This window comes from Limnohabitans sp. (genome assembly GCF_044373035.1).
Lineage (GTDB): Bacteria > Pseudomonadota > Gammaproteobacteria > Burkholderiales > Burkholderiaceae_C > Limnohabitans_A.
This window is the reverse complement of the sequence record NZ_JBILQU010000006.1, coordinates 1-23,807: the sequence shown is the minus strand read 5'-3', so window position 1 is coordinate 23,807 and position 23,807 is coordinate 1. Positions and strand designations below refer to the sequence as shown.

At 60.6% G+C, this 23,807-nt stretch carries 21 protein-coding genes and 1 tRNA gene; 6 read left to right on the top strand and 16 right to left on the bottom strand.

Going from position 1 to position 23,807, the window contains the following annotated elements:
• Positions 1 to 130 precede the first annotated feature (130 nt).
• From dapC to ACIQ47_RS01950, 4 genes are all read left to right on the top strand, one after another.
• On the top strand, positions 131 to 1,345 hold the full coding sequence (gene dapC / locus ACIQ47_RS01965) for a succinyldiaminopimelate transaminase (RefSeq protein WP_396436586.1): 1,215 nt from the start codon (positions 131 to 133) through the stop codon (positions 1,343 to 1,345).
• Positions 1,346 to 1,347: 2 nt separating this feature from the next.
• Entirely contained in the window at positions 1,348 to 2,511 is a 1,164-nt protein-coding gene (dapE, locus tag ACIQ47_RS01960) for a succinyl-diaminopimelate desuccinylase (protein ID WP_396436585.1), read from the top strand.
• Entirely contained in the window at positions 2,508 to 3,386 is an 879-nt protein-coding gene (prmB, locus tag ACIQ47_RS01955; RefSeq protein ID WP_296291953.1) for a 50S ribosomal protein L3 N(5)-glutamine methyltransferase, read from the top strand. Before dapE ends, prmB begins: the two co-directional genes overlap by 4 nt.
• Before the next feature lie 156 nt (positions 3,387 to 3,542).
• A complete protein-coding gene (locus tag ACIQ47_RS01950; protein ID WP_396436584.1) occupies positions 3,543 to 5,618 on the top strand; it encodes an ABC-F family ATP-binding cassette domain-containing protein in 2,076 nt (691 codons plus the stop codon).
• 170 nt (positions 5,619 to 5,788) lie between these two features.
• On the opposite strand, the gene ACIQ47_RS01945 is transcribed toward ACIQ47_RS01950, so the two are convergent.
• The 6 genes from ACIQ47_RS01945 to tolB all read right to left on the bottom strand — a co-directional run bounded on the left by ACIQ47_RS01945 (position 5,789) and on the right by tolB (position 10,503).
• Positions 5,789 to 5,864, bottom strand: a tRNA-Lys gene (locus tag ACIQ47_RS01945).
• 44 nt (positions 5,865 to 5,908) lie between these two features.
• On the bottom strand, positions 5,909 to 6,703 hold the full coding sequence (locus ACIQ47_RS01940; protein WP_396436583.1) for a ThiF family adenylyltransferase: 795 nt from the start codon (positions 6,701 to 6,703) through the stop codon (positions 5,909 to 5,911).
• A 50-nt stretch (positions 6,704 to 6,753) separates the two neighbouring features.
• A complete protein-coding gene (locus tag ACIQ47_RS01935; RefSeq protein ID WP_396436582.1) occupies positions 6,754 to 7,866 on the bottom strand; it encodes a YeeE/YedE family protein in 1,113 nt (370 codons plus the stop codon).
• A gap of 6 nt (positions 7,867 to 7,872) precedes the next feature.
• Positions 7,873 to 8,682: a tetratricopeptide repeat protein gene (locus ACIQ47_RS01930; protein ID WP_396436581.1), complete on the bottom strand. Its 810-nt coding sequence runs from the start codon at positions 8,680 to 8,682 to the stop codon at positions 7,873 to 7,875.
• 8 nt (positions 8,683 to 8,690) lie between these two features.
• Positions 8,691 to 9,233 carry a peptidoglycan-associated lipoprotein Pal gene (pal, locus tag ACIQ47_RS01925; RefSeq protein ID WP_396436580.1) on the bottom strand — a complete coding sequence of 181 codons (543 nt, stop codon included), beginning with the start codon at positions 9,231 to 9,233 and terminating at the stop codon, positions 8,691 to 8,693.
• 40 nt (positions 9,234 to 9,273) lie between these two features.
• Positions 9,274 to 10,503, bottom strand: coding sequence for a Tol-Pal system beta propeller repeat protein TolB (gene tolB, locus ACIQ47_RS01920; RefSeq protein ID WP_396436617.1), 1,230 nt, complete (start codon positions 10,501 to 10,503; stop codon positions 9,274 to 9,276).
• Positions 10,504 to 10,719: 216 nt separating this feature from the next.
• Here tolB and msbA point away from each other — a divergent pair, with 216 nt between their 5' ends.
• Entirely contained in the window at positions 10,720 to 12,513 is a 1,794-nt protein-coding gene (msbA, locus tag ACIQ47_RS01915; protein WP_396436579.1) for a lipid A export permease/ATP-binding protein MsbA, read from the top strand.
• A 6-nt stretch (positions 12,514 to 12,519) separates the two neighbouring features.
• Here msbA and rng read toward each other — a convergent pair whose 3' ends face one another.
• From rng to ACIQ47_RS01870, 9 genes are all read right to left on the bottom strand, one after another.
• On the bottom strand, positions 12,520 to 13,992 hold the full coding sequence (gene rng / locus ACIQ47_RS01910; RefSeq protein WP_396436578.1) for a ribonuclease G: 1,473 nt from the start codon (positions 13,990 to 13,992) through the stop codon (positions 12,520 to 12,522).
• Between the two features lie 78 nt (positions 13,993 to 14,070).
• Positions 14,071 to 14,673 (bottom strand): Maf family protein, encoded by a 603-nt coding sequence (locus ACIQ47_RS01905; RefSeq protein WP_396436577.1) that lies wholly within the window; start codon positions 14,671 to 14,673, stop codon positions 14,071 to 14,073.
• The gene (rlmH, locus tag ACIQ47_RS01900; protein WP_396436576.1) at positions 14,670 to 15,137 is read right to left on the bottom strand and encodes a 23S rRNA (pseudouridine(1915)-N(3))-methyltransferase RlmH; all 468 of its coding nucleotides are present in this window, start codon (positions 15,135 to 15,137) and stop codon (positions 14,670 to 14,672) included. The genes ACIQ47_RS01905 and rlmH overlap by 4 nt, the downstream gene beginning before the upstream one ends.
• A 6-nt stretch (positions 15,138 to 15,143) precedes the next feature.
• On the bottom strand, positions 15,144 to 15,878 hold the full coding sequence (rsfS, locus tag ACIQ47_RS01895; RefSeq protein WP_396436575.1) for a ribosome silencing factor: 735 nt from the start codon (positions 15,876 to 15,878) through the stop codon (positions 15,144 to 15,146).
• Positions 15,878 to 16,498: a nicotinate (nicotinamide) nucleotide adenylyltransferase gene (gene nadD, locus ACIQ47_RS01890; protein ID WP_396436616.1), complete on the bottom strand. Its 621-nt coding sequence runs from the start codon at positions 16,496 to 16,498 to the stop codon at positions 15,878 to 15,880. Before nadD ends, rsfS begins: the two co-directional genes overlap by 1 nt.
• Before the next feature lie 35 nt (positions 16,499 to 16,533).
• On the bottom strand, positions 16,534 to 17,454 hold the full coding sequence (gene hemF / locus ACIQ47_RS01885) for an oxygen-dependent coproporphyrinogen oxidase (RefSeq protein ID WP_396436574.1): 921 nt from the start codon (positions 17,452 to 17,454) through the stop codon (positions 16,534 to 16,536).
• Between the two features lie 25 nt (positions 17,455 to 17,479).
• Positions 17,480 to 18,133: a 1-acyl-sn-glycerol-3-phosphate acyltransferase gene (locus ACIQ47_RS01880; protein WP_396436573.1), complete on the bottom strand. Its 654-nt coding sequence runs from the start codon at positions 18,131 to 18,133 to the stop codon at positions 17,480 to 17,482.
• Between the two features lie 15 nt (positions 18,134 to 18,148).
• Positions 18,149 to 19,429 carry a phosphoribosylamine--glycine ligase gene (gene purD / locus ACIQ47_RS01875; RefSeq protein WP_296291966.1) on the bottom strand — a complete coding sequence of 427 codons (1,281 nt, stop codon included), beginning with the start codon at positions 19,427 to 19,429 and terminating at the stop codon, positions 18,149 to 18,151.
• A gap of 9 nt (positions 19,430 to 19,438) precedes the next feature.
• Positions 19,439 to 20,164 (bottom strand): YebC/PmpR family DNA-binding transcriptional regulator, encoded by a 726-nt coding sequence (locus tag ACIQ47_RS01870; RefSeq protein WP_396436572.1) that lies wholly within the window; start codon positions 20,162 to 20,164, stop codon positions 19,439 to 19,441.
• Positions 20,165 to 20,235: 71 nt separating this feature from the next.
• Between ACIQ47_RS01870 and ACIQ47_RS01865 the strand changes: the two genes are divergently transcribed.
• A complete protein-coding gene (locus ACIQ47_RS01865; protein ID WP_396436571.1) occupies positions 20,236 to 21,765 on the top strand; it encodes a helicase HerA-like C-terminal domain-containing protein in 1,530 nt (509 codons plus the stop codon).
• 110 nt (positions 21,766 to 21,875) lie between these two features.
• Here ACIQ47_RS01865 and ACIQ47_RS01860 read toward each other — a convergent pair.
• Positions 21,876 to 23,807: AAA family ATPase (locus tag ACIQ47_RS01860; protein ID WP_396436570.1), on the bottom strand; the 1,932-nt coding region annotated here is incomplete at its 5' end.

Sequence of the window (23,807 nt, the reverse complement as noted above, 5' to 3'; positions counted from 1 at the left end):
GATCAGAGGATGGGGTCAGCCCCAATGGCCAACACCGTTAAAAGAGCCAATGTTACCCGACAGACATGGCGAAAAACCTGCTGTCAAGCACAAGGCCCAGCTGCCGCCCTTCATCCCGGATAATCGCGACATGAACCCCCTTCTCGCCAAGCTGCAACCCTACCCTTTTGAACGGCTCAAACAGCTGTTCGCCAGCGTCACGCCCAACCCCACCCTCAAACCCATCAGTTTGGGGATTGGCGAGCCCAAACACGCCACACCGGCATTCATTCAGGAAGCACTCAAGGCCGCGGTGTCGACCGGTTTGTCGGCCTACCCCGCCACCGCAGGCGAGCCCGCCTTGCGAAAAGCCTGTGCAGCCTGGCTCAAGACACGGTATGACCTGAAGCTGGATGCGGCTACCCAGGTGTTGCCGGTCAACGGCTCGCGCGAAGCCCTGTTTGCCCTGACGCAAACCGTGATCGACCCGACCCGACCGGGCGCGACGGTGGTCAGCCCCAACCCCTTCTATCAAATCTACGAAGGCGCGGCCTTGCTCTCGGGTGCTGAGCTCTATTACGTGCCCAGCGACCCGGCGCGCAACTTTGCCAGCGACTGGGACAGCGTACCCGCCGAGGTCTGGTCTCGCACGCAGCTTTTGTTTGTATGTTCCCCCGGCAACCCCACGGGCGCGGTCATGCCCCTGCCGGAATGGCAAAAGCTGTTTGCCCTGTCGGACCAGCACGGTTTCGTCATTGCGTCGGACGAGTGCTACAGCGAGATTTATTTCCGCGAAGAAGCACCTTTGGGGGGTCTTGAAGCCGCCCACCAGTTGGGCCGCACCGATTTCAAACGCCTGATCGCCTTCACCAGCTTGAGCAAGCGCAGCAACGTGCCGGGCCTGCGCAGCGGTTTTGTGGCGGGCGACGCGGCCATCATCCAACAGTTTTTGCTCTACCGCACTTACCACGGCAGCGCCATGAGCCCGGTGGTACAAGCGGCCAGCGTGGCCGCCTGGGGCGACGAGGCCCATGTGGTGGACAACCGCAACCAGTACCGCACCAAGTTCGCCAAAATCACGCCGGTATTGGCCAAAGTGCTGGACGTGAAACTGCCCGACGCCAGCTTTTACCTGTGGGCCGGTGTGCCTGCGGGTTGGCAAGGCGACGACGCCGCGTTTGCCAGGGCGCTTTACCAGGACGAGAGCGTCACGGTGCTGCCCGGCAGCTACCTGGCGCGTGACTTCAAAGGCAGCAATCCGGGCCAGGGCCGCATCCGCATGGCGTTGGTGGCCGAGACGGCCGAATGCCTGGAAGCAGCCGAGCGCATCGCGCGCTTCGTGCGCGCCCACCCCAAAAAGGCTTGAACATGACCACCTGTCACGACACCCTGCGCTTGGCCGAACAGCTGATTTCCAAGCCCTCGGTCACCCCGGATGACGCCGGTTGCCTGGACCTGATCGCCGACGCCCTGAAGCCGCTGGACTTTGTCTGCGAATTCATGGACTCCGGCCCCGACACCTTCCGAGTGCGCAACCTGTGGGCCAAGCGGGCGGGCAGCTCGGGCCAGACCCTGGCCTTTGCGGGCCACACCGACGTGGTGCCCACTGGGCCACTCACGCACTGGAACAGCGACCCCTTCACCCCCACGCACCGCGACGGCAAGTTGTTTGGCCGAGGGGCAAGCGACATGAAAACTTCGCTGGCGGCCATGGTGGTGGCGGTGCAGGAGTTCCTGGCAAGCAATCCCGAGCCGAAGCTTGGCCTCGCCTTTTTGCTGACCAGCGACGAAGAAGGTCCGGCGCTGGACGGCACCGTGGTGGTCTGCAAAGCCTTGGTGGCAAGGGATGATGCGCCACAGTTTTGCATCGTGGGCGAACCCACCTCAGTGCAGCAAACAGGCGACATGATCAAAAACGGCCGACGCGGCACCTTAAGCGGCAAACTCACCGTCAAAGGAGTGCAAGGCCACATCGCCTACCCGCACCTGGCCGACAACCCGATCCACCGCTTGGCCCCGGCACTGACCGAGCTGGTGGCCATTCGGTGGGACGAAGGCAATGCCTTCTTCCAACCCACCAGTTGGCAGGTCAGCAACATCCATGCGGGCACGGGCGCGAGCAATGTGATCCCCGGCGACTGCGTGGTGGACTTCAACTTCCGTTTTTGCACCGAATCCACACCCGAGAGCCTGCAGCAGCGCTTGACGGCCGTGCTGGACCAACACGGCTTGCAGTACCAACTGAAATGGACCCTCGGCGGCCTGCCGTTTTTGACCACACCGGGCAGCTTGGTCAAAGCCATTCAACAAGCCATCACCGACGAAACCGGCCTGACCACCGAGCTGTCCACCACAGGCGGCACCAGCGACGGCCGCTTCATCGCGCAGATTTGCCCACAAGTCATCGAGTTCGGTCCGCCCAACGCGACCATCCACAAGGTCAACGAGCATGTAGCGCTGACAGACATCGCGCCTCTCAAAGCCATCTACCGCCGCACGCTGGAACACCTCGACGCGGGCCTGTCCGCATGAGCGCCTTGACCCTGTCGGGGTTGATCGCGGCATCTTCCGAGCGGCTCGCACACGCGGGAGTGGCTTTCGGCCACGGCACCCAGAGCGCCTTTGACGAAGCCGTCTGGCTGGTGCTTTGGCGTCTGGGCCTGCCGCTGGACATCGATCTGGACGAAGTGAAAGAACAGGCCGTGACGCCCGAACAGCAGGCGGCTTGCGCTGCGCTGATCGAAGAACGCGTTGTCACCCGCAAACCCGCCGCCTACCTCACACAAGAAGCCTGGTTGCAGGGCGTGTCGTTTTACATCGACGAGCGCGCCATCGTGCCGCGCAGCCTGATCGCCGAGGTGCTGGCCGATGGCACGATCGACGCCTGGCTGAGCGAGCAAACCACCCGCGTGCTGGACCTGTGCACCGGTAACGGCAGCCTGGCCGTGCTGGCGGCACTGGCTTGGCCCGAGGTGCAAGTCACCGGGGCGGACATTTCCGATGATGCGCTGGCCGTGGCCGCCATCAATGTGGCGCGTCACGACTTGCAAGCGCGCGTCCAACTGATCCACAGCGACGGTCTGAGTGCATTGCCGGGCCCGTTTGACCTCATCTTGTGCAACCCACCCTATGTGTGCCAAGCCAGCATGGACGCCCTGCCCGCCGAATACCGCGCTGAGCCCGAACTGGCGTTGGCTGGCGGCACCGACGGCATGGACTTTGTGCGGCAACTGTTCAAGGATGCGCCATCACGTATGAGCGAGCAAGCCTTGTTGGTGCTGGAAATCGGAAACGAAGTCGACCATTTCATCGCAGCCTTCCCCGAACTCGAAGTCGCCTGGCTGGACACCAGCGCGGGCGACGATCAGGTGCTGTTGATCTCCCGCGAAGCCTTGCTCAGCTTTTGAATGCCCGGCCTGCAGGCCTGGGAAACGACCTAATTTTCAACACGCCATCTCACCGACACACACATCGGCGAAAATGGCGGGTTGTGCTTTTAGAGGTCAGTCCCTCCAGACTGACCCTGCTCCCCATACCGGCATCTGTTCCGGACACTGCTTTTCATGATCAATCTTAAAAACGTCACCCTCCGCCGAGGCACCAAGGTGCTGCTGGACAAAGCTTCTGTCACCCTCAACCCCGGCGAAAAAGTCGGTCTGGTGGGGCGCAACGGGGCGGGCAAATCCACCTTGTTTGCGTTGTTCAACGGCAGCTTGACCGAGGACGGCGGCGACTTTGAAATGCCGCGCCAGTGGCGCATGGGTCAAGTTGCACAAAACATGCCCGAGACCGACCAAGCCGCCGCTGACTTTGTGCTGGAAGGAGACACCCGATTGGCCGAATTGCGCCAACGTTTGGTGGTGGCCGAAGCCAGTGGCGACGGCATGGAAATGGCCCACGTTTACACCGACTTGGCCGATGCCGGGGACCACGACGCCATGCCGCGTGCAGAGGCCCTGATTTTGGGCCTGGGCTTTCGGGTGGACGAGCTCAACAACCCGGTCAACAGCTTTTCGGGCGGCTGGCGCATGCGCTTGCAGCTGGCCCGCGCACTGATGTGCCCGTCAGACATCCTGATATTGGACGAGCCCACCAACCACTTGGACTTGGATGCGCTGGTCTGGCTGGAAGCCTGGTTGCAGCGCTACGCGGGTACGATGATCGTGATCAGCCACGACCGCGAGTTTCTGGATGCCGTGACCGATGTCACCTTGCACATCGACCACGCCAAACTCACCCGTTACGGCAGCAACTACAGTGGCTTTGAAATCCTGCGTGCCCAACAGATGGAGCTGCAACAAGCTTCGTTCTCCAAGCAGCAAGACAAGATCGCCCACCTGCAAAAGTTCATCACCCGCTTCAAAGCCCAGGCCAGCAAAGCCAAGCAGGCTCAAAGCCGGGTCAAGGCACTCGAGCGCATGGAAAAAGTGGCCCCGCTGCTGGCCGATGCCGAGTTCACCTTCGGCTTCAAGGAACCCAACAACCTGCCCAACCCGATGCTGGCCATCAGCGACGCGAGTTTTGGCTATGTGGTGGACGACGAGCCCAAAGCCATCTTGCAAGGCGTGAGCAAATCGGTGTTGGCGGGCCAGCGCATTGGTATTTTGGGGGCCAACGGTCAAGGCAAATCGACCCTGGTCAAAACGATTGCCCGCACCATGCCACTGCTGGCCGGCACGCTGACCGAGGGCAAGGGCCTGAACATCGGCTACTTTGCGCAGCAAGAACTCGATGTGCTGCACCCGAATGACAATCCGCTGGAGCACATGATTCGCCTGTCCAAAGAGCTGGGCAGCAACGAGCCCAGCCGCGAACAGGACCTGCGCAACTACCTGGGCACCTTCAACTTCAGTGGCGACATGGTCAAGCAGTCCGTGGGCTCCATGAGCGGCGGCGAAAAAGCCCGACTGGTGCTGGCCATGATCGTGTGGCAACGGCCCAACCTGCTGCTGCTGGACGAGCCCACCAACCACCTTGACTTGGCGACCCGAGAGGCCCTGTCGATGGCGCTCAACGAGTTCGAAGGCACCGTCATGCTGGTCAGCCACGACCGCGCCTTGCTGCGCGCCGTGTGCGACGAGTTCTGGATGGTGGGTCGGGGCAAGGTCGAGCCCTTTGACGGCGATCTGGACGATTACCAGAAATACCTGTTGGAAGAGTCCAAACGCCTGCGCGAAGAGGCCAAAAATTCAGCCCGCGATGTTGTGGTCACGGCGACCACGGCACCAGTTCCAGCGGCAAGCGCCATCGTGCCGCGCAACGACCCAAGCCCTTCGAGCGCTGCGCCTGCACTCGCAGCAGCCCCTGCGGCCAAGGAGTCAAGCTCGGCCGTCACGCAGACCGGCACACCCGGCCTGAGCAGCGCCGAACTGCGAAAACAGGACGCCCAAAAACGCCAGCAACTGGCCGCTCAAACCCGCCCACTCAAGCGCGAGCTGGAACAAAACGAGCAGCGCATGGCCAACATCGAAACCGAGAAAACCCGATTGGAAGCGTTGCTGACCACCCCTGTATCCCCCTCCGAAATGGCCGACGCGGGTCGACGTCTTAAAGCCTTGTCCGACGAAGTGGCCTCCCTGGAAGATCGCTGGCTGGCGCTGACGTCTTTGCTCGAAGAGACCACATCGACAGCGCTTTGACCCGTCACACATGAACCCCCCATGCAGGAATTTGCCATCCGGCATTTTTTTCGCCATGTCATGCGTTGGCGTTCACAACTTGGCTCGCGCTAGCCTGAGAGATGTCGGCATAAAGAACAGTCGGGCATGAAAAAAGCACTTTGAACCGAAGTTCAAAGTGCTTTTCAATTTGGTGGGACCAGCGGGGGTCGAACCCACGACAAACGGATTAAAAGTCCGCTGCTCTACCAACTGAGCTATGGTCCCTTTGCAGAGGTGCTGTGCACTTAGGCAAGTCTCAAATTATAGCGTCATTTTTTGACCCGCTCAGAGGGGGTCGCTAAAAAATTCAATATTTCTGAAGCCGCGCACATGCCAAAGGTGGCCGTCACACTGACCACCGATCCGTACCCATGGCAGTTGAGCGAGCCGTCGCTTTCCAGGGCGCAAGAAGCATCTGGCGGGGCCACGGCTTCGCGACTGAAGACGCCTTGAACGCCCATGCGTTTGTCGCCTCTGGCGGCACCATGGTGTTTGCGCAATTGGTATCTCAACTGCGCCAGCAAAGGGTCATGGGTGACGCGCGACAGGTCGTCTACATCGACCTTGTGCGCGAGGCGTTTGCCGCCAGCGGCCCCCACAGTGATAAAGCCCACACCTTCACTCAGTGCCCATCGCGCCAGGCTCACTTTGGCCTTGACCTGGTCACAGGCATCAACCAGGGCATCGGGGATGCAGGGCAACAGCGCAGGCCAATTTTCAGGGCTCACAAAATCGTCCACTGCATCAACTTGGCATTGCGGGTGAATCAGTGCAATGCGTTCTTGCATGGCCAACACTTTGGATTGGCCCGTGGTGTTGCTGAGCGCGTGGATTTGCCGGTTGATATTGGACTCTGAAATGTGGTCCATGTCGATCAGGGTCAAACGCGCCACGCCGCTTCGGGCCAGGGCTTCTGCCACCCAAGAGCCCACGCCACCGATCCCCACCACCACGACATGCGATTGCCGAATGCGCTGCGCACCGAACACGCCGTACAGGCGTTGAAGACCGCCGAACCGGCGAGTGTTCTCGTCGTCTTTTTCCATCTGTGGCATCTGGCTCATGGACTGGTCTCGGAAAAAATAAAGCGAGGGCGAAGCGCGAATGAGAAGGCTCAAGCCTCGCGCATTTGCCAATGCAAAGCGGCCCAAGCCCCGGCAAAGATGCCCAGCACCGACAGCAGGCTGCCCAAGCTCAAGGTCGACAGCCCACTCAGGCCCTGACCCAAGGTGCACCCCATGGCCAGCACGCCGCCTGTGCCCATGAGCGCGCCACCGACCAAATGGCGAACCAAATCGGCTCGGTCGGTGAAGCCTTCCCAACGAAAACTGCCTTGCTGCAATGCGCTCAGGCAAGCCCCCACCAAAACACCGGCCACCGTGACCATGCCCAGGGTCAGCCGTTTGCTGCCGTCGCTGTAATACAGCAGGGCATCGAGCCAAAAGCCTACAGGTGCCGTGAAACTGAACGCCTCCATGCGGCCGCTTTGGGTGGCCAGGAACACCGGCTCCAGGGTTTGCGGGTGTTCAGACACAAAACCCATCACACCACTGACCCACCACAGTGCCACCGCCAGCAAGCCAAGACCCGCACCCGTGACCCAGTTGAACACCGAGTGGAAACGGCGATCTTGGACGATCCATCCCAGCAAGAGCAAAGACACCAGCGCTGCGCTGATGCCCAAGCCGGTGCGCAGGTCCAGCGCCCAAAAAGCAGACAACCACTGCCCGACAAAAGGGCCATAGGGCAAATCAATGGCCACCGTGTCCAACCCGTGCACGCGCCACACCGCCGTGAAGCCGCGCATGGCCGCCAGCGCCGAAACCGCCATGGCCAGCAAGACCACCAGGGATTTGAGGTTGCCCGCCGCCAAGCGAACCAAGGATTTGCTGCTGCAGCCCGATGCCAGCACCATGCCGATACCGAACATGGCACCACCCGAAAGCGCCGACAGCCAAACCAACTGAGAAGAGGCGTAAATGGTGTTCAGTGGGCTGATCCAGCCGAGCCAGGCCATCAAGCCGAAACCGGCCGTGGCCACCGCCACCGCCAATGCCCATTGCCGCAGGCGGGTTGCGTCGCGCATCACCACCCAATCGCTGATGGCCCCCATGGTGCAAAAGTGACCCCGATGAATCAACACCCCCACCATCAATGACAAGGCGAAGCTGGCCCCCTGAACCTGGTAAACCAACTGCTGGACTTCATCCACAGAATACAAAACCATCCGATGTCAGCGCAGGCGAGCCAGGCGCTCGCGGGCGGTGCCCGCCGTTTCGGCCTGAGGATAGGCAACGATCAGATCTTCCAGAGTTTTACGCGCCGCCTTCATGTCCTTGAGTTCAATCTGAACATTGGAGATCGCCAGCATGGACTCGGCCGCACGCGGGTGATTCGGCGACATGCTCAGCAGCTTTTGGAAGTTCGCCATCGATTCTTTGTAAGCCTTGTTGGCGTACTGGGCGTTGCCCAGCCAGAACAGGGCCGAGGGCACATAAGCGCTGGCGGCATGCCGCAACACAAACGATTCCAGAGCACCTTGGGCTGCAGCAAAGTCGGCCTGACGAAACAGTGCCATGGCTTTGTCATGGTCGGCTTTTTCAGCAGGATCAACCATCACTTCGCGGCCATCGATGGTGGCGGGTACAGGCTCGAAGCGGCGCAAGCGGTCATCGACGCTGATGAGCACGTCTTTTTGACGCAACTGCAATTCAGTCAGGTCGCGCGCCAGGCGCTCTTGTGCGCCCAAGCTTTGGGCCAGTTCTGATTTGAGGCGATCGATTTGGCCTTGCAGATCCAGCAGCGCACTGCGCAGTTGGGCATTGGCCTGGTTTTGTGTTTGACTTTGCGACTGCGCGTTTTGCTCGATCAGAGCGCGGGTGGCATTTTGAGACTGCTCCAGACGCTGGCGCAAATCGAGAATGGCCCGACGCGCTTCATCGTCCCCGCCAAACAAAACCGCATGTGCAGGGCTGGACAAGACGGCCAAGCCAAGGGTCAGCGCCATAGCGGCATTGAACCAGACCGATCGAACGTGTTGCATGTCAGGCCTCAATAACGGATTTCAACGCGGCGGTTTTGCGCCTGATCGGCCTCAGAAGCGCCGTTGGCCAAGGGCTTTTCCTTGCCAAAGCTCACGGCTTCGAGTTGTGACTCGGGGACGCCCAGCAAGCTCAATGCCTGGCGCACCGCATCGGCTCGCTTTTGACCCAAGGCCAAGTTGTATTCGCGGCCACCACGGTCATCGGTGTGGCCTTCCAAATTGGCTTTGCGCTGCTTATTGGCTTGCAAAAATTGGGCATGCGAAGCGATCACGGGACGGGCTTCGGGACGAAGCACAAAGCTGTCGTAGTCAAAAAACACCACATGGGCAATGCCGACAGGGCCTTGGCCTGCCGCGGGTTGGCCGACAGACACAGCCGCTACGCTGCTGGTTGTTTGAGCGCCACCTTGTCCAGCAGCAATGCCTTGAACACCCACGACGCTCGGTTTGGCCGATTTGTCTTCCACGGGCACATCATCGAGTTTGACGCCCGAGGCGCAGCCCGCCAGGGCCACCGTGACCATCAACACCGACCAGAAATGCTTTTTCATATTGAACCTCATGGATAAAAACAGATTTTAAATTCAGAACTCAGGGACGAACCGGACCCCAATGCGGCTCGCGGATGTCGCCGCCTTGCACAGCCAAGCGGGCTTTGATGCGCCCATCCAGTGTGGTGGTCATCAAGGCTTCACCGCCTTGTTGCGTGGCGTAAACCAGCAAACGGCTGTTGGCGGCAAAACTGGGGCGCTCATCGGCGTTGGTGTCCGTCAACGCTGTGGCCTGACCTGTGGCCAACTCCATCAGGTGCAAGCGGAAACCGCCCGACAAGCGAGAAACATAGGCCAGCCAGCGACCATCGGGGCTGATGGCAGGCGAGATGTTGTAGTTGCCCGAAAAAGTCACCCGGTCGGCAGGACCGCCCTGTGCAGGCATTTTGTAGATTTGGGGGTTACCGCCCCGGTCACTGACAAAGTACAAGGTGTTGCCATCCGGCGAAAACGCCGGTTCGGTGTTGATATTGCCCGCAGTCAGGCGCTGGGGCTCGCCGCCTTGCAAGGACACCCGGTAGAGCTGTGAGCCACCATCGCGGCTGAGCGTGGCCACAATCGACCGGCCGTCAGGGGACCATGCCGGTGCGCTGTTGGAGCCTTTGAAATTGGCAACCACCCTGCGCTGACCACTGGCCAACTCGTGAACATACACGACGGGCTTGCGTGACTCAAAGGACACATAGGCCAATTGGGTGCCCGTGGGCGACCAGGAGGGGGAGATGATGGGTTCTGGACTGCTGAGGGCAGAGCGTGCACCCTCCCCATCGGAATCGGCAATCCACAGGTTGTAGCGGCCACTGGATTTGGTGACATAACTGATGCGCGAGGTGAACACACCGGGGGTACCCGTCAGCTGCTGGTACACCCAGTCGGACACACGATGGGCCGACAAACGCAAATCAGCCGCGGTGACGTTGTCCTTGAAATCGGACTTTTCCTGTCCCTTGACCGCGTCCCACAATCGGGCCCGGACATCGAAGCGGCCGTTGGCCAGGCGCGTGACCGATCCCGCCACCAGGGCCTCGGCCGACAAGGGGCGCAGGACCGACCAGTCTGGGCGGCTCATTTCGTCGAGTGCCAGACTTTCTGAAGGCAAGGGCTTGAACTGGCCACTGCGGGCCAAGTCGGCTTGCACAATCTGGGACATCTTCTGGCCGACCTGGGCTTCGCCCTTGAAGGGCGCCACCAGCACGGGCAATTGGGTCAGACCCACGCCCGTGACTTCGACACGGAACTGCGCCAGTGCGCTGCTGGCAGCCAACAACATCGAGAGCCAGATCAACAGCGAACCCAGACGGCGGACAGGTGTGCAAAACAGGTTCATGTGCATCAACAGCAGAGCGTTACGATTCAAAACACCAATCGTACACCGTGATGACCTCTTTTTGACCAATGACCGCACCCAAGCGCCTAAGACTGCGCGGCAGACCACATGGCGGCAGAGCACGAGGCGACAGTCCAGCCTCTTAGAATAGCAAAATCCATGTCTGAAGCCCAAACCGCCCCCACACCGCCCACGGGCAACACCCCGCAGCCTGGCATTGCCCAGCGTTTGTTGCGCCTGAAACCCTATTTTTGGCGTCAACGTGGCGTCTGGATGCTGGCCATTGGGGCCACTTTGGTCGCCGCCCTGACCGAACCCCTGATTCCTGCCCTGTTTCAGCCTTTGCTGGACAACGGTTTCGCTGAAAACAGTTTGCCGCTGTGGTCGATTCCGCTGGTGGTCATTGGCCTTTTTGGCCTGCGTGGTCTGGCGCACTTTGTGGCGCAGTACGCGCTGGCGCGTGTGACCAATGACGGCATGGAAAAACTGCGCAGCGACTTGTTTGCCAAACTGGTGCGGGCCGATTTGTCGCTGTTCAGTCGCCAGTCGGCCAGCGCCTTGTCCAACACCGTGGTGTACGAAGTGCAAATTGGTGCATCGCAGCTGGTGTCGGCCTTGATCGGCTTGACCCGCGACGGTTTCACCCTGCTGGCCCTGATTGGCTATTTGATGTGGCTGAACTGGCAGCTCACGCTGGTGGTGTTCACCGTGGCCCCGGGTCTGAGCTGGATCATGAAAGTGCTGTCTCGTCGCCTGTATGGGCTGACGAAGGAAAGCCAGAAAGCCACCGACGATCTGGCCTACGTGGTGGAAGAAAACGTGCAGGCCCATCGCTTGGTACGCCTGCACGGAGCCCAAGCGCAACAAATGGGTCGCTTCAATGCGCTGGGGCAGCGACTGCGGCGCTTGGCCCTCAAATCCACGGTAGCCTCGGCCGCCATGACGCCGCTGACGCAAATCATGGCGGCGATTGCCCTGTCCTTGGTGCTGGTGATCGCGCTGGTGCAGAGTCGCGAAGCCGGGTCGGGGACCACGGTGGGCGGTTTTGTGGCCTTCATCACGGCCATGCTGATGCTGATCGCGCCCATCAAACGGCTTGCCGATGTGGCCAATCCCATCACACGGGGCCTGGCCGCGCTGGAGCGTGGCTTGGCCCTGATGCACGATGCGCCCGAAGAAAGCCAGGGCCAACACCAAACGCAGCGGGCAAACGGCGCCCTGGAGTGGCAGGACGTGTCCGTGCAATTCAACCCGGACGGTGCACCCGCATTGGCGAACATCCAACTGAGCGTGGCACCGGGCGAAACGGTGGCCCTGGTGGGCACGTCGGGGGCAGGTAAAACCACTCTGATTCAACTGTTGCCACGCTTTTTGAACCCAACCAGTGGCCTGGTGCTGCTCGATGGCGTGCCGCTGCCGCTGTGGCAACTGGACAGCTTGCGCAGCCAGTTGGCCATGGTCAGTCAAGATGTGGTGATGTTCAACGACAGCTTGGCGGCCAATGTGAGCTTGGGCCAAACGCCCGACCGCGACAAAGTGCAACAATGCCTGAAAGCGGCGAATTTGTGGTCCCATGTGCAAACCCTGTCCCAAGGCATGGACACCGATTTAGGCCACAACGCCAACCAGCTCTCGGGGGGGCAACGCCAGCGCCTGGCGATTGCCCGGGCTCTGTACAAGGATGCACCCGTTTTGATTTTGGACGAAGCCACATCGGCACTGGACAACGAATCCGAACGGCTGGTGCAGGACGCCCTGCAAAAACTGATGCAGGGCCGCACGACCTTGATCGTGGCGCACCGGCTGTCGACCATCGAGCACGCCGACCGGGTCATCGTGATGGAGAGCGGTCACATTGTCGAACAAGGTGCACCCGCCGAGTTGCTGGCGCGCGGTGGCGCCTATGCGCGACTGCACCACCGAGGCGAATGGGCCCCTGAACTGCAGGCCTGACTGGCCTTAAAGCAGCACGATGTCGTATTGCTCAGGCCCCAAAGCAGCCTCGACTTGGAGTGAAATGGGCTTGGCGATGAAGTCCGACAAGCCTGCCAGGTGCTGGCTTTCTTCGTCCAGCAGCAAATCGATGACCGCCGAGGTGGCCACGATGCGGAACTCCCGCGGGTTGAACTGACGCGCTTCGCGCAGGATCTCGCGCAAGATGTCGTATACCACCGAGCGCGGCGTCTTGACGATGCCCTTGCCCTGGCAACTCGGGCAGGGTTCGCACAACATGTGGGCCAAAGATTCGCGGGTGCGCTTGCGCGTCATTTCCAGCAAGCCGAGTGACGAAAATTCCCCGGCCATGGTTTTGACGCGGTCACGCGAGAGCTGTTTTCGGAACTCGGCCAGCACTGCATCCTGATGCTCGGGGCGGGCCATGTCGATGAAGTCGGCAATGACGATGCCGCCCAGGTTGCGCAGGCGAAGTTGCCGTGCAATGGCCTGGGCTGCCTCCAAGTTGGTTTTGAAAATCGTGTCTTCAAAATTGCGCGCACCGACATAACCGCCCGTGTTCACGTCCACCGTGGTCAGCGCCTCGGTTTGGTCAATGATCAGGTAACCGCCCGATTTCAGTTCCACCCGCCGGCCCAGCGCCTTGGCAATTTCCTCGTCGATGGCATACAGGTCAAAAATCGGGCGCTCACCTTTGTACAGCTGCAGGCGCTCGGCCGCTTTGGGCATGAACTCGAGGCCAAATTCCTGCAGCTGGGCAAACTGCTCCTGCGAATCAATGCGGATGCTTTGTGTGGCCTCCCCCACCAGGTCGCGCAACACGCGCTGCAACAGCGTCAAGTCCTGATGCAGGATGTTGGCGGGCGGCTGCCGCAAAGAGGCCTCTTTGATACGGGTCCAGGTCTTGCGCAGGTAAGCGATGTCGTCTTGCAACTCTTCGTCGCTCGAGTCTTCGGCGTTGGTGCGCAAGATGAATCCGCCGCCAGCAGGCCCCACCAAAGCTTGCATCCTTTGGCGCAGCGCATCGCGCTGCTCAGAAGGAATTTTTTGCGACACCCCGATGTGGTCGTCTTGCGGCAAGAACACCAAGTGCCGGCCTGCGATGCTGATCTGGGTGGACAGGCGCGCGCCCTTGGTCCCCATGGGGTCCTTGATCACCTGCACCATGATGGCGCGGCCTTCGAACACCTGTTTTTCAATCGGCACCAGCGGCTGGCCCGTGCGGGCTGAGGCCGCCTCGCCTTCGGCGTGTTTTTGCCAAACATCGGCCACATGCAAAAAAGCCGCTTTGTCGAGGCCAATGTCGATGAAGGCCGATTGCATGCCGGGCAGAACACGGGCCACTTTGCCCAAATAAACATTGCCCACCAGACCGCGTTCCAGCGTGCGCTCGACATGCAACTCTTGCACCGCGCCAAATTCGACCACAGCGACCCGTGTTTCTTGGGGCGACCAATTGACCAAAATATCTTGTTGCATGGAGGGCATCAGATGGGAAAAAGAAAAACAATTCGGAAAACGACAGGGCACCATCAGCACCTTGGCTTGCGAGAACGCTCAACAGCGCAAGCCCAAGGACCGCAGCAAAGCGGCAGTCTCGAACAGCGGCAAACCCATGATGCCTGAATAACTGCCCCGGATCTGTTCAATATGGGCAGCCGCCCTGCCCTGTACCCCGTAAGCACCGGCTTTGCCCATGGGCTCGCCTGTGGCCACGTAGGCCTTGATCTGAGCGGGTGTCATGGGCGCAAAGCGCACCCACGATTGAGACACCGTCGCCACCCGTTTGTGCCCTTTTTGTGCGGCAACGGCTGTCAATACGCGGTGGGTTTGGCCAGACAGCCGTTTCACAATGCGCACGGCATCGGCCTCATCAGTCGGTTTACCCAAAATATCCCGGCCCAGGCACACGGTGGTGTCAGCGCACAGCACGGGCGCGGCAGGCAGGCCCTGACGATTCAACCGTTGCATCGCCGCATCGAGTTTCAAAGCTGTAACCCGCGCCACATAGCGTGCAGGGGCTTCCGCACCCCGCACATCTTCCAAAGACTCGGCGTCCTCTTCAGGCGAGGCCAGCAGCAACCTGTGGGCCACGCCCATCTGGTCAAGGAGCTGGCTGCGCCGAGGGCTTTGAGAGGCAAGGTAAATGAAGTCGCTCATTCGCGGTGGTAGGGGTGGTTGGCGTTGATGGACCAGGCGCGGTAGAGCTGCTCGATCAACAGAACGCGGGCCATGGCGTGAGGCAAGGTCAGATCGGACAAGCGGATGCGCTCGTGCGCTGCCTGGCGAAACTCGGGCTCCAGCCCGTCGGGGCCACCAATGACCAAGGCCACGTCGTCGCCCCCCAACTGCCAGCTGGTTAGGCGGATGGCCAAGGCTTGCGTGGTCAGGTGGGTGCCGCGCTCGTCGAGTACCACGATGCGGGTGCCACGGGGAATGGCCGCTTCGATGCGCTGGCGCTCGGCCGCGTACAGGTTGGGCAAGGTTTTGGAGCCCCGAGGCTCGGTTTTCACGGCTTTGAGCTCGACCTTGAGCTCAGGCGGAAAGCGTTTGGCGTAGTCGTCCCAAGCGGTCTGCGCCCAATCCGGCACACGCAGGCCAACCGCAACGATCAGCAGCTTCATTCAGGATCAATCGGCTTTTCGGCGGGTGGCCGCTTGCACGGGCTTGCGGGCTGGGGGTTTTTTGGCTGCCGGTTGGGCAGCTGATTTGGCCGTGGGCTTGCCCACTGTCTTCAACGTGGGCTTGCTGGTGGGGCTGTTGGCTTTCGGAGTCGACTTGGCTGCTGTTTCAGTAGCGGGTTTAGCGGTGGTTTTAGCGGGTGCCTTGCCCGCTGGCTTGGCCGATTTGGCCGGTGCTTTCAATGCGGGTTTGGCTGCCGGCTTCTTGGCTGCGGGTGGTTTGGCCTCGGCAGATTTGGCGGCAGCTTTGCCCGTGGCTTTTTTCGCCACCGAGTTCTTGATGTGGCCCTTGACCTCTGCTGTTACGGCAGGCTTGGGCGCACCAAACTTCAGGCGTACGGGCGTTCCGCCCCAGATTTGTTCCAGGTTGTAATAGGTGCGAATGGTGGGCTGCATGACGTGCACCACGGCTGGGCCGCAGTCGACAATGATCCACTCGCCGTTGTCTTCGCCCTCAATGCGGGGTTTGCCAAAGCCGGCGTTGCGCACTTTGTCACGCACGCTGGCGGCCAGGGCCTTGGTCTGGCGGTTGGACGTACCCGAGGCAATGATGACCCGCTCAAACAAGGAGGAAAGGTGCTCGGTGTCAAACACCTGGATCTCTTGGGCCTTGACGTCCTCCAGTGCGTCCACGATGGTTCGTTGGAGTTTTTGAATGTCTTTTTTGGCTGCGTTATCGGTCATCAATGGGGCCTGTAAAGGTGGTGTTCGTGAATATAGCGCTCAACAGCGGGGGGTACCAAGCCTGTCAAGGCCTGCTCTGTGGCCGCCAGCACACGGATGTCCGTGGCACTGTGGGGCATCAGCGGCATGTCCAGAGTGCGAATGCGCGCTTGCAGCGTGTCTGAAAGGGGTGGATTTGTAGGTGCAGCGCCTGATTCTTCGTTCCAGGCACGCACGGCCATATCACGGTCTGCGGCGCAGATTATAGCGATGCGCCCGATTTCACCGATTTGGTGCCAGGACGGCAAGGACCGCCGCTGGTCGTCACCAATGAGCAAAAACAGCTGCGCCTGCGGATATTCGTTCTGCAACTCATGCAGGGTGTCCACCGTGTAGCTGGGACCGGATCGGCAAGTTTCGCGCTCGTCCACCACAACAAGCGGCAAATGTGCAAAGGCCAGTCGGGTCATGGCCACCCGGTTGACGGCATCAGACAACTGACGTGGTTTGTGCCAAGCATCACCCGTGGGAAAAACACGCACTTGCTGGAGTTGCAACTGCTCGATGGCCGCCTCCACCAAGGCCACATGCGCCAAGTGCGGCGGATCAAAAGCGCCACCAAAAACACCCAGGCGCTGCATGCCAGCCTTGACGTTGGGCATCGCAGTCGGCAGGTTCAAACCCAGTCCTTGGGCACCAGAAAGTGGCTGAGCAAGCGCGCTTCGGGCGATCCCGGCGGATCCTGGCGCTGATAAGACCAGCGAACTTCAGGCGGCATGGACAGCAAGATCGATTCAGTGCGGCCACCGGACTGCAAACCGAAATGCGTGCCCCGGTCCCAGACCAAGTTGAACTCCACATAGCGGCCACGGCGGTAGAGCTGAAAGTCACGTTCATGCTCGCCATAGGGTGAGTCCTTGCGGCGCATCACGATGGGCATGTAGGCCGTCAGCAGTGAATCAGCCACGCTTTGCAGCATGGCAAAGCTCTGGTCCATGCCCAGTTCAGAAAAATCGTCGAAAAAAATGCCCCCCACTCCGCGTTGCTCGTGGCGATGCTTGTTACAAAAATAGTCATCACACCAGGTCTTGAAGCGAGGGTGCAAACCCTCGCCAAACGGGGACAACGCGTCCTTGCAAGTCTGGTGAAAATGCACCGCGTCTTCGTCAAAACCGTAGTAGGGCGTCAGGTCCATGCCACCGCCAAACCAGGCCACGGGCGCCCGGCCCTCGGGTTTGGCCGCGATCATGCGCACGTTCATGTGCACGGTGGGCACATAGGGGTTGCGCGGGTGAAACACCAAGGACACGCCCATCGCCTCAAAGGCCGAGCCGGACAACTCTGGGCGGTGCTGGGTGGCCGAGGGCGGCAGCTGTGGCCCGGTGACGTGCGAAAACCCGCAACCAGCCCGTTCAAAAATGGGCCCACCTTCCAGAATCTGGGTGATGCCATTGCCCTGGAGTTTTTCGCCAGGGTCTTTTTGCCAGGCGTCGGTCAGGAAAGGGGTGCCATCAAGATCTGTCAAGGCCCCGGTGATGCGCGACTGCAGGCCCAGCAGATAGTTCTTGACGGTGCCGAGTTGAAAGCTGGTGCTCATGGTGGAGACAGACGTGGTCAGGTTTTCAGGAAATGGTTGTGGTCTCTGGCGGGAAAGGCTGATCGACCTGAACAGGGCGCCACGGGATGATGGGCCCCATCAGGTGCGCATGAAAGCCCGTCACCCCTGCATAGACTTGGGCCAGGTGGGCGTAATCTTGCTCAACATGTCCCGTCAGGTCGTAAAAATCGACCACGCCAAAACGACGCCGCCCCCAGTCCAGCTTGACCAAGGCCAAGGGCACCTGCGCCCCGAGGGCCAGTTGGTAAAAACCGCTGCGCCAGCCCGGTGTATGTTGGCGTGTGCCCTCGGGCGCCAAACCCAACCAGAGAAACTGGTCGTTTTGCTTGTGTTGCTCAAAAACATGCACCATCTGTCCGACCACGCCCTTTGACGAGCTGCGGTCAATCGGGATGCCGCCCAGATACCGAAGCCAGGCACCGACCAGTGGAAATTTGAACAACGAATCCTTGCCCCAAAAATGCACCGGAACGCCCAGTGCCCATTTGGCCAGCATACCGATCGGAAAATCCCAATTGCTGGTGTGGGGGTAAAAAACTGCGACGCCCTGACGGGTCGGAAAACCCTCAAAGTCCACATGCCAACCCAGCAGTTTCAAGACCCAGCTGGCCAAGGAGGAGCCTTTGAAGGTCACGGGGTGGTCGGACAAACTGCGCATGGCGTAAGTGTGGCTTCAGTTTTTGATGGCGCGGTAACCAATGTCTTGGCGCATCTGCATGCCTTCAAAGGCAATTGGGATCGCCTCCTGGTAAGCCTTTTGCTGCGCTTGCTTGACCGAGTCAGCCAGCACCGTGACGCACAGCACACGCCCCCCAGAGGTCAGGATTTGACCGTCTTTTTCGGTGGTGCCCGCATGGAACACCATGGCATCGTTCAAGTCTTTGGGCAGACCTGTCACGGCATCGCCCTTGCGTGGGTCCAGCGGATAACCCGCGGCGGCCATGACCACCCCCAGCGCCACGCGCCGGTCCCATTCCATCTCCAATTGATTCAGGCCCTCGCCGGTCGCCGCCATCAGCACTTCAAACAGATCGGACTTCAGGCGCATCAAGATGGGCTGGGTCTCGGGGTCGCCCATGCGGCAGTTGAATTCCAGGGTCTTGATGCGGCCTTGCGGGTCGATCATCAAGCCTGCATACAAGAAGCCGGTGTAGGGGATGCCGTCTTTTTCCATGCCCCGAATGGTGGGCAAGATGACCTCACGCATGGCGCGGGCGTGCACCTCGGCCGTGACCACAGGGGCAGGAGAATAAGCCCCCATACCGCCCGTGTTGGGGCCTTCGTCGCCGTCCAGCAAGCGTTTATGGTCCTGGCTGGTGGCCAGGGCCGCCACGTTTTTGCCGTCACACAGCACCATGAAACTGGCTTCTTCGCCTTGCAAGAACTCTTCGATCACCACGCGTGCACCGCCTGCGTTGTGCGCCACACCGAGCGTGTTATCGAGCAACATGAAATCAATCGCCTCATGCGCCTGGGACAACGTCATGGCCACCACCACCCCTTTGCCTGCGGCCAAGCCGTCGGCCTTGACCACAATGGGTGCGCCTTGGCGGTCCACGTAGGCGTGGGCCAGAGCCGGGTCAGTGAAGGTCTCAAATTCGGCGGTGGGGATGCCATGGCGCTGCATGAAGGCCTTGGAAAAAGCCTTGGAGCTTTCCATCTGAGCGGCGGCCTGGGTGGGGCCGAATATCCGCAAGCCATGGGCGCGAAAATCGTCCACAATGCCCGCCGCCAAGGGAGCTTCGGGGCCCACCAAGGTCAGACCGATGCCATTGTCCAAAGCCCACTGGCGCAGCAGCGCCAAGTCAGTAATCGGCACATTGACCAGGTTTTTGTCTTTGGCCGTGCCGCCATTACCGGGTGCCACATAAACCAGCTGCACTTTGGGCGACTGCGCGAGTTTCCAAGCCATGGCGTGCTCACGGCCACCGCTGCCAACGACCAATACTTTCATCCAACTTCCTTAATCTTCAAATTCGGCGTTGTGGAAAACGTTTTGCACATCGTCCAAGTCTTCCAATATATCCAATAATTTCTGCATTTTGACGGCCTCATCGCCTGACAAAGACACAGAATTTTCGGCACGCCAAGTGACCTCGGACATCTCGGCCACCAGTCCAGCGGACTCCAGCGCGTTTTTCACGGCCTCAAAATCAGCGGGTGTGGTCAAGACCTCGATCGCGCCCTCCTCGTCGGTGAGCACATCTTGGGCACCGGCTTCCAACGCCACCTCCATGACCCGATCTTCCGAAGTGCCGGGGGCGAAGATGAGTTGACCGCAGTGTTTGAATTGGAACGCCACCGAGCCCTCTGTGCCCAAGTTGCCGCCATGCTTGCTCAGCGAATGGCGCATTTCGGCCACGGTGCGCACCCGGTTGTCGGTCATGGTGTCCACGATGATGGCCGCGCCACCAATGCCGTAGCCTTCGTATCGGATTTCCTCGTAAGTCACACCCTCCAGATTGCCAGTGGCTTTGTCCACGTTGCGCTTGATGGTGTCGGCTGGCATATTGGCCGCTTTGGCCTTCTCGATGGCCAGGCGCAGGCGGGGATTGGCGCTGACGTCGCCGCCGCCCGAGCGGGCCGCGACCATGATCTCCCGCACCACGCGGGTCCAGATCCGTTGGCGCTTTTCGTCTTGCCGCCCTTTGCGGTGCTGAATGTTTGCCCATTTACTGTGGCCAGCCATCGGAAATTCCTTGAATGTTGATTTAACCTAGAGGCTTGATTTTACTTTTCACGCCGAGGAGGAGATTTTCGATGGCTGATCCGATGTTGATTGCTCAAAATACCCTGGCGCAGTGTCACCTGCTGCCGGGTCTGGCCAACCGCCACGGCCTGATCACCGGCGCCACCGGCACCGGCAAAACCGTGACTCTGCAAACCCTGGCCGAAAACTTTTCCCGCATCGGTGTGCCGGTTTTCATGGCCGATGTCAAAGGCGACCTGACCGGAGTCAGCCAAGCCGGCAAGATCGGCGTCAAGCTGGCCGCCGTGCTGCAAGGACGAGGGCTTGCTCTGCCCGAGTCCCTGGCCTGCCCCACCACCTTGTGGGACGTGTTTGGCGAGCAAGGTCATCCGGTGCGCGCCACCATCTCCGACATGGGGCCTTTGCTGCTCACGCGCATGCTGGGCCTGAACGACACCCAGGCCGGGGTGCTGAACCTGGTGTTCAAGATCGCCGACGACAACGGCTTGCTGCTGCTGGACATGAAAGACCTGCGGGCCATGCTGCAGTACGTGGGCGACAACGCCAAGCAGTTCACCACCGAGTACGGCAACATCAGCGCCGCCAGCATCGGGGCCATCCAACGCGGCTTGGTGCAAATCGAGACCCAGGGCGGTGACCAGTTCTTTGGCGAGCCCATGCTCAACATCGAAGACTTCATGCAGACCGACGCACAAGGCCAGGGGGTGGTGAACATCCTGGCGGCCGACAAGCTGATGAATTCACCCCGCCTGTACGCCACCTTCTTGCTGTGGATGCTGTCGGAGTTGTTCGAGGTGCTGCCCGAGATCGGCGACCCGGAAAAACCCAAGCTGATTTTCTTTTTTGACGAGGCGCACTTGCTCTTCAAGGACGCGCCAGCGGTCCTGGTCGAGCGGATCGAGCTGGTGGTGCGCCTGGTGCGCTCCAAGGGCGTAGGAGTGTACTTCGTCACGCAAAACCCGCTGGACATCCCCGACAGCGTGCTGGGCCAGCTGGGCAACCGGGTGCAGCACGCCCTGCGCGCCTACACACCTCGCGACCAAAAAGCCGTGAAATCCACCGCGCAAACCATGCGCCCCAAGGCAGGACTGGACATTGAGGCGGCCATCACCGAGCTGGCCGTGGGCGAGGCGTTGGTGAGCTTTCTGGACGCCAAGGGCCGTCCCTGCGAGACCGAACGCGTGTTTGTCTTGCCACCGGGCAGCCAACTCGGCCCCATCACACCTGACCAGCGCCAGTCGCTGATTCAAGGCTCTTTGGTGGCCGGGGTGTACGAACCAGCCCAGGACCGGGAGTCGGCTTACGAAAAAATCAAGGGTCAGGCCACTGCATCCGGCCAAGCCAACACCATCCGTCCCTTGCCTGGGCAAACCGCAACTGCGGCCGAGCCGGCCGGCGGTGGCCTGATGGGTGGGCTGTCAGACCTGCTGTTTGGCCGCTCAGGCCCGCGGGGTGGGCAACGCGACGGGGTGGCCCAGTTGGTGGTCAAAAGTGCCGTGCGCACGGTGGGCTCGGCCATTGGCAGGGAAATCGTGCGCGGCGTACTGGGCAACTTACTGGGAAGCGGCCGCCGCAGGTAAGGACAAGCCAACAGCCGACAAGCAACTGCTTTTGACCTGCAAAAAAGGCCCCGAAGCGCCTTTGTGGTGAACCCGCCCCCGAAAAAGGGGCCAGGACGCTGACACGGGTCTTAATCCGCGGTCGCTTCTTCTGGCTCGGTAGGCTCCGACCGCGACGCGCGACTTTCCTTTTTCGGATTGGGCGTGATGTCCAGCAAGACCTCGTCCTTGTCGTCGATGTCCACCGTCAGGCGACCCCCCTCGGTCAGGCGCCCGAACAACAATTCGTCGGCCAAGGCCTTGCGAATCGTGTCCTGGATCAGGCGCTGCATCGGACGCGCACCCATGAGCGGGTCAAAGCCCTTTTTGCCCAAGAACTTGCGCAAGGCGTCGGTGAAGGTGACTTCCACCTTTTTCTCGCCCAACTGCGTTTCCAGTTGCAGCAAGAATTTATCCACGACGCGCAGGATGATCTGTGAGTCTAGGGGCTTGAAGCTGACCATCGCATCCAAGCGGTTGCGGAACTCGGGGGTGAACAAGCGTTTGATATCGCCCATTTCGTCCCCGGCTGCACGCGGGTTGGTGAAACCGATGGTGGCCTTGTTCATGGTCTCGGCCCCCGCGTTGGTGGTCATGATGATGATCACGTTGCGGAAGTCGGCCTTGCGCCCGTTGTTGTCGGTCAAGGTGCCGTGGTCCATGACCTGCAGCAGCACGTTGAAGATGTCCGGGTGGGCCTTCTCGATTTCGTCGAGCAAGAGCACGCAATGCGGCTTCTTGGTCACGGCTTCGGTCAGCAGGCCACCTTGGTCAAAACCCACATAGCCCGGAGGCGCGCCGATCAGGCGGCTCACCGCATGGCGCTCCATGTACTCGGACATGTCAAAGCGAATGAGCTCAATGCCCATGATGTAAGCCAGTTGCTTGGCCGCCTCGGTCTTGCCCACGCCGGTGGGGCCCGAGAACAGGAAGGAGCCAATCGGCTTGTCGGTCTTGCCCAGGCCCGAGCGGGCCATCTTGACGGCCGAGGCCAACACTTCAAGGGCCTTGTCCTGACCAAACACCACCGATTTGAGGTCACGCTCGATGGTCTGCAACTTGCTGCGGTCGTCGTTGGACACGTTAGCGGGCGGTATGCGGGCGATCTTGGCCACGATGTCCTCGATCTCGGCTTTGCCAATCGTCTTTTTGCGTTTGGATGCGACCTGGATGCGTTGGGCAGCACCGGCTTCGTCGATCACGTCAATCGCCTTGTCGGGCAGCTGGCGGTCGTTGATGAACTTGGCCGACAACTCGGCGGCAGCCTGCAAGGCGGCAATGGTGTACTTGACGCTGTGGTGGTCTTCAAAACGACTTTTCAGGCCCTTGAGGATGTCCACCGTCTCCGACACCGTGGGCTCAACCACGTCCACTTTCTGAAAGCGACGCGACAAAGCAGCGTCCTTTTCAAAGATGCCTCGGTATTCGGTGAAAGTGGTCGCGCCGATGCACTTGAGCTGGCCACTGGAGAGGGCTGGCTTGAGCAAGTTGGAGGCGTCCAAGGTGCCGCCCGAGGCCGCACCCGCACCGATCAGGGTGTGGATTTCGTCGATGAAAAGGATACCGTTGGGTTTTTCCTTGAGCGACTTGAGCACCCCTTTGAGGCGCTGTTCAAAGTCACCGCGGTACTTGGTACCTGCCAGCAGTGCGCCCATGTCGAGCGAATACACCGTGGCTTCCGCCAGGATGTCGGGCACAGTGCCCTGCGTGATGCGCCAAGCCAGACCTTCAGCAATCGCTGTTTTACCCACACCGGCTTCGCCCACCAGCAGCGGGTTGTTCTTGCGACGGCGGCACAGGATCTGGATCGTACGCTCGACTTCGTATTCACGGCCAATCAGCGGATCGATCTTGCCGTCTTTGGCAGCTTGGTTCAGGTTGTTGGTGTATTGCTCCAGGGGTGAGGCTTTTTCGTTGCGCTCACCACCGCTGGCCTCTTCGGTTTCGGAGCTCGCGGGCGCGTCGGATTTGGTCGCCTCGGGCGGATCGGTCTTGCGGATGCCGTGGGCAATGAAATTGACCAC

Coding starts and splice junctions, on each gene's coding strand:
- dapC (WP_396436586.1), top strand. CDS start 131: ATGAACCCCCTTCTCGCCAAGCTGCAACCCTACCCTTTTGAACGGCTC.
- dapE (WP_396436585.1), top strand. CDS start 1,348: ATGACCACCTGTCACGACACCCTGCGCTTGGCCGAACAGCTGATTTCC.
- prmB (WP_296291953.1), top strand. CDS start 2,508: ATGAGCGCCTTGACCCTGTCGGGGTTGATCGCGGCATCTTCCGAGCGG.
- ACIQ47_RS01950 (WP_396436584.1), top strand. CDS start 3,543: ATGATCAATCTTAAAAACGTCACCCTCCGCCGAGGCACCAAGGTGCTG.
- ACIQ47_RS01940 (WP_396436583.1), bottom strand. CDS start 6,703: ATGAGCCAGATGCCACAGATGGAAAAAGACGACGAGAACACTCGCCGG.
- ACIQ47_RS01935 (WP_396436582.1), bottom strand. CDS start 7,866: ATGGTTTTGTATTCTGTGGATGAAGTCCAGCAGTTGGTTTACCAGGTT.
- ACIQ47_RS01930 (WP_396436581.1), bottom strand. CDS start 8,682: ATGCAACACGTTCGATCGGTCTGGTTCAATGCCGCTATGGCGCTGACC.
- pal (WP_396436580.1), bottom strand. CDS start 9,233: ATGAAAAAGCATTTCTGGTCGGTGTTGATGGTCACGGTGGCCCTGGCG.
- tolB (WP_396436617.1), bottom strand. CDS start 10,503: ATGTTGTTGGCTGCCAGCAGCGCACTGGCGCAGTTCCGTGTCGAAGTC.
- msbA (WP_396436579.1), top strand. CDS start 10,720: ATGTCTGAAGCCCAAACCGCCCCCACACCGCCCACGGGCAACACCCCG.
- rng (WP_396436578.1), bottom strand. CDS start 13,992: ATGCAACAAGATATTTTGGTCAATTGGTCGCCCCAAGAAACACGGGTC.
- ACIQ47_RS01905 (WP_396436577.1), bottom strand. CDS start 14,673: ATGAGCGACTTCATTTACCTTGCCTCTCAAAGCCCTCGGCGCAGCCAG.
- rlmH (WP_396436576.1), bottom strand. CDS start 15,137: ATGAAGCTGCTGATCGTTGCGGTTGGCCTGCGTGTGCCGGATTGGGCG.
- rsfS (WP_396436575.1), bottom strand. CDS start 15,878: ATGACCGATAACGCAGCCAAAAAAGACATTCAAAAACTCCAACGAACC.
- nadD (WP_396436616.1), bottom strand. CDS start 16,498: ATGCAGCGCCTGGGTGTTTTTGGTGGCGCTTTTGATCCGCCGCACTTG.
- hemF (WP_396436574.1), bottom strand. CDS start 17,454: ATGAGCACCAGCTTTCAACTCGGCACCGTCAAGAACTATCTGCTGGGC.
- ACIQ47_RS01880 (WP_396436573.1), bottom strand. CDS start 18,133: ATGCGCAGTTTGTCCGACCACCCCGTGACCTTCAAAGGCTCCTCCTTG.
- purD (WP_296291966.1), bottom strand. CDS start 19,429: ATGAAAGTATTGGTCGTTGGCAGCGGTGGCCGTGAGCACGCCATGGCT.
- ACIQ47_RS01870 (WP_396436572.1), bottom strand. CDS start 20,164: ATGGCTGGCCACAGTAAATGGGCAAACATTCAGCACCGCAAAGGGCGG.
- ACIQ47_RS01865 (WP_396436571.1), top strand. CDS start 20,236: ATGGCTGATCCGATGTTGATTGCTCAAAATACCCTGGCGCAGTGTCAC.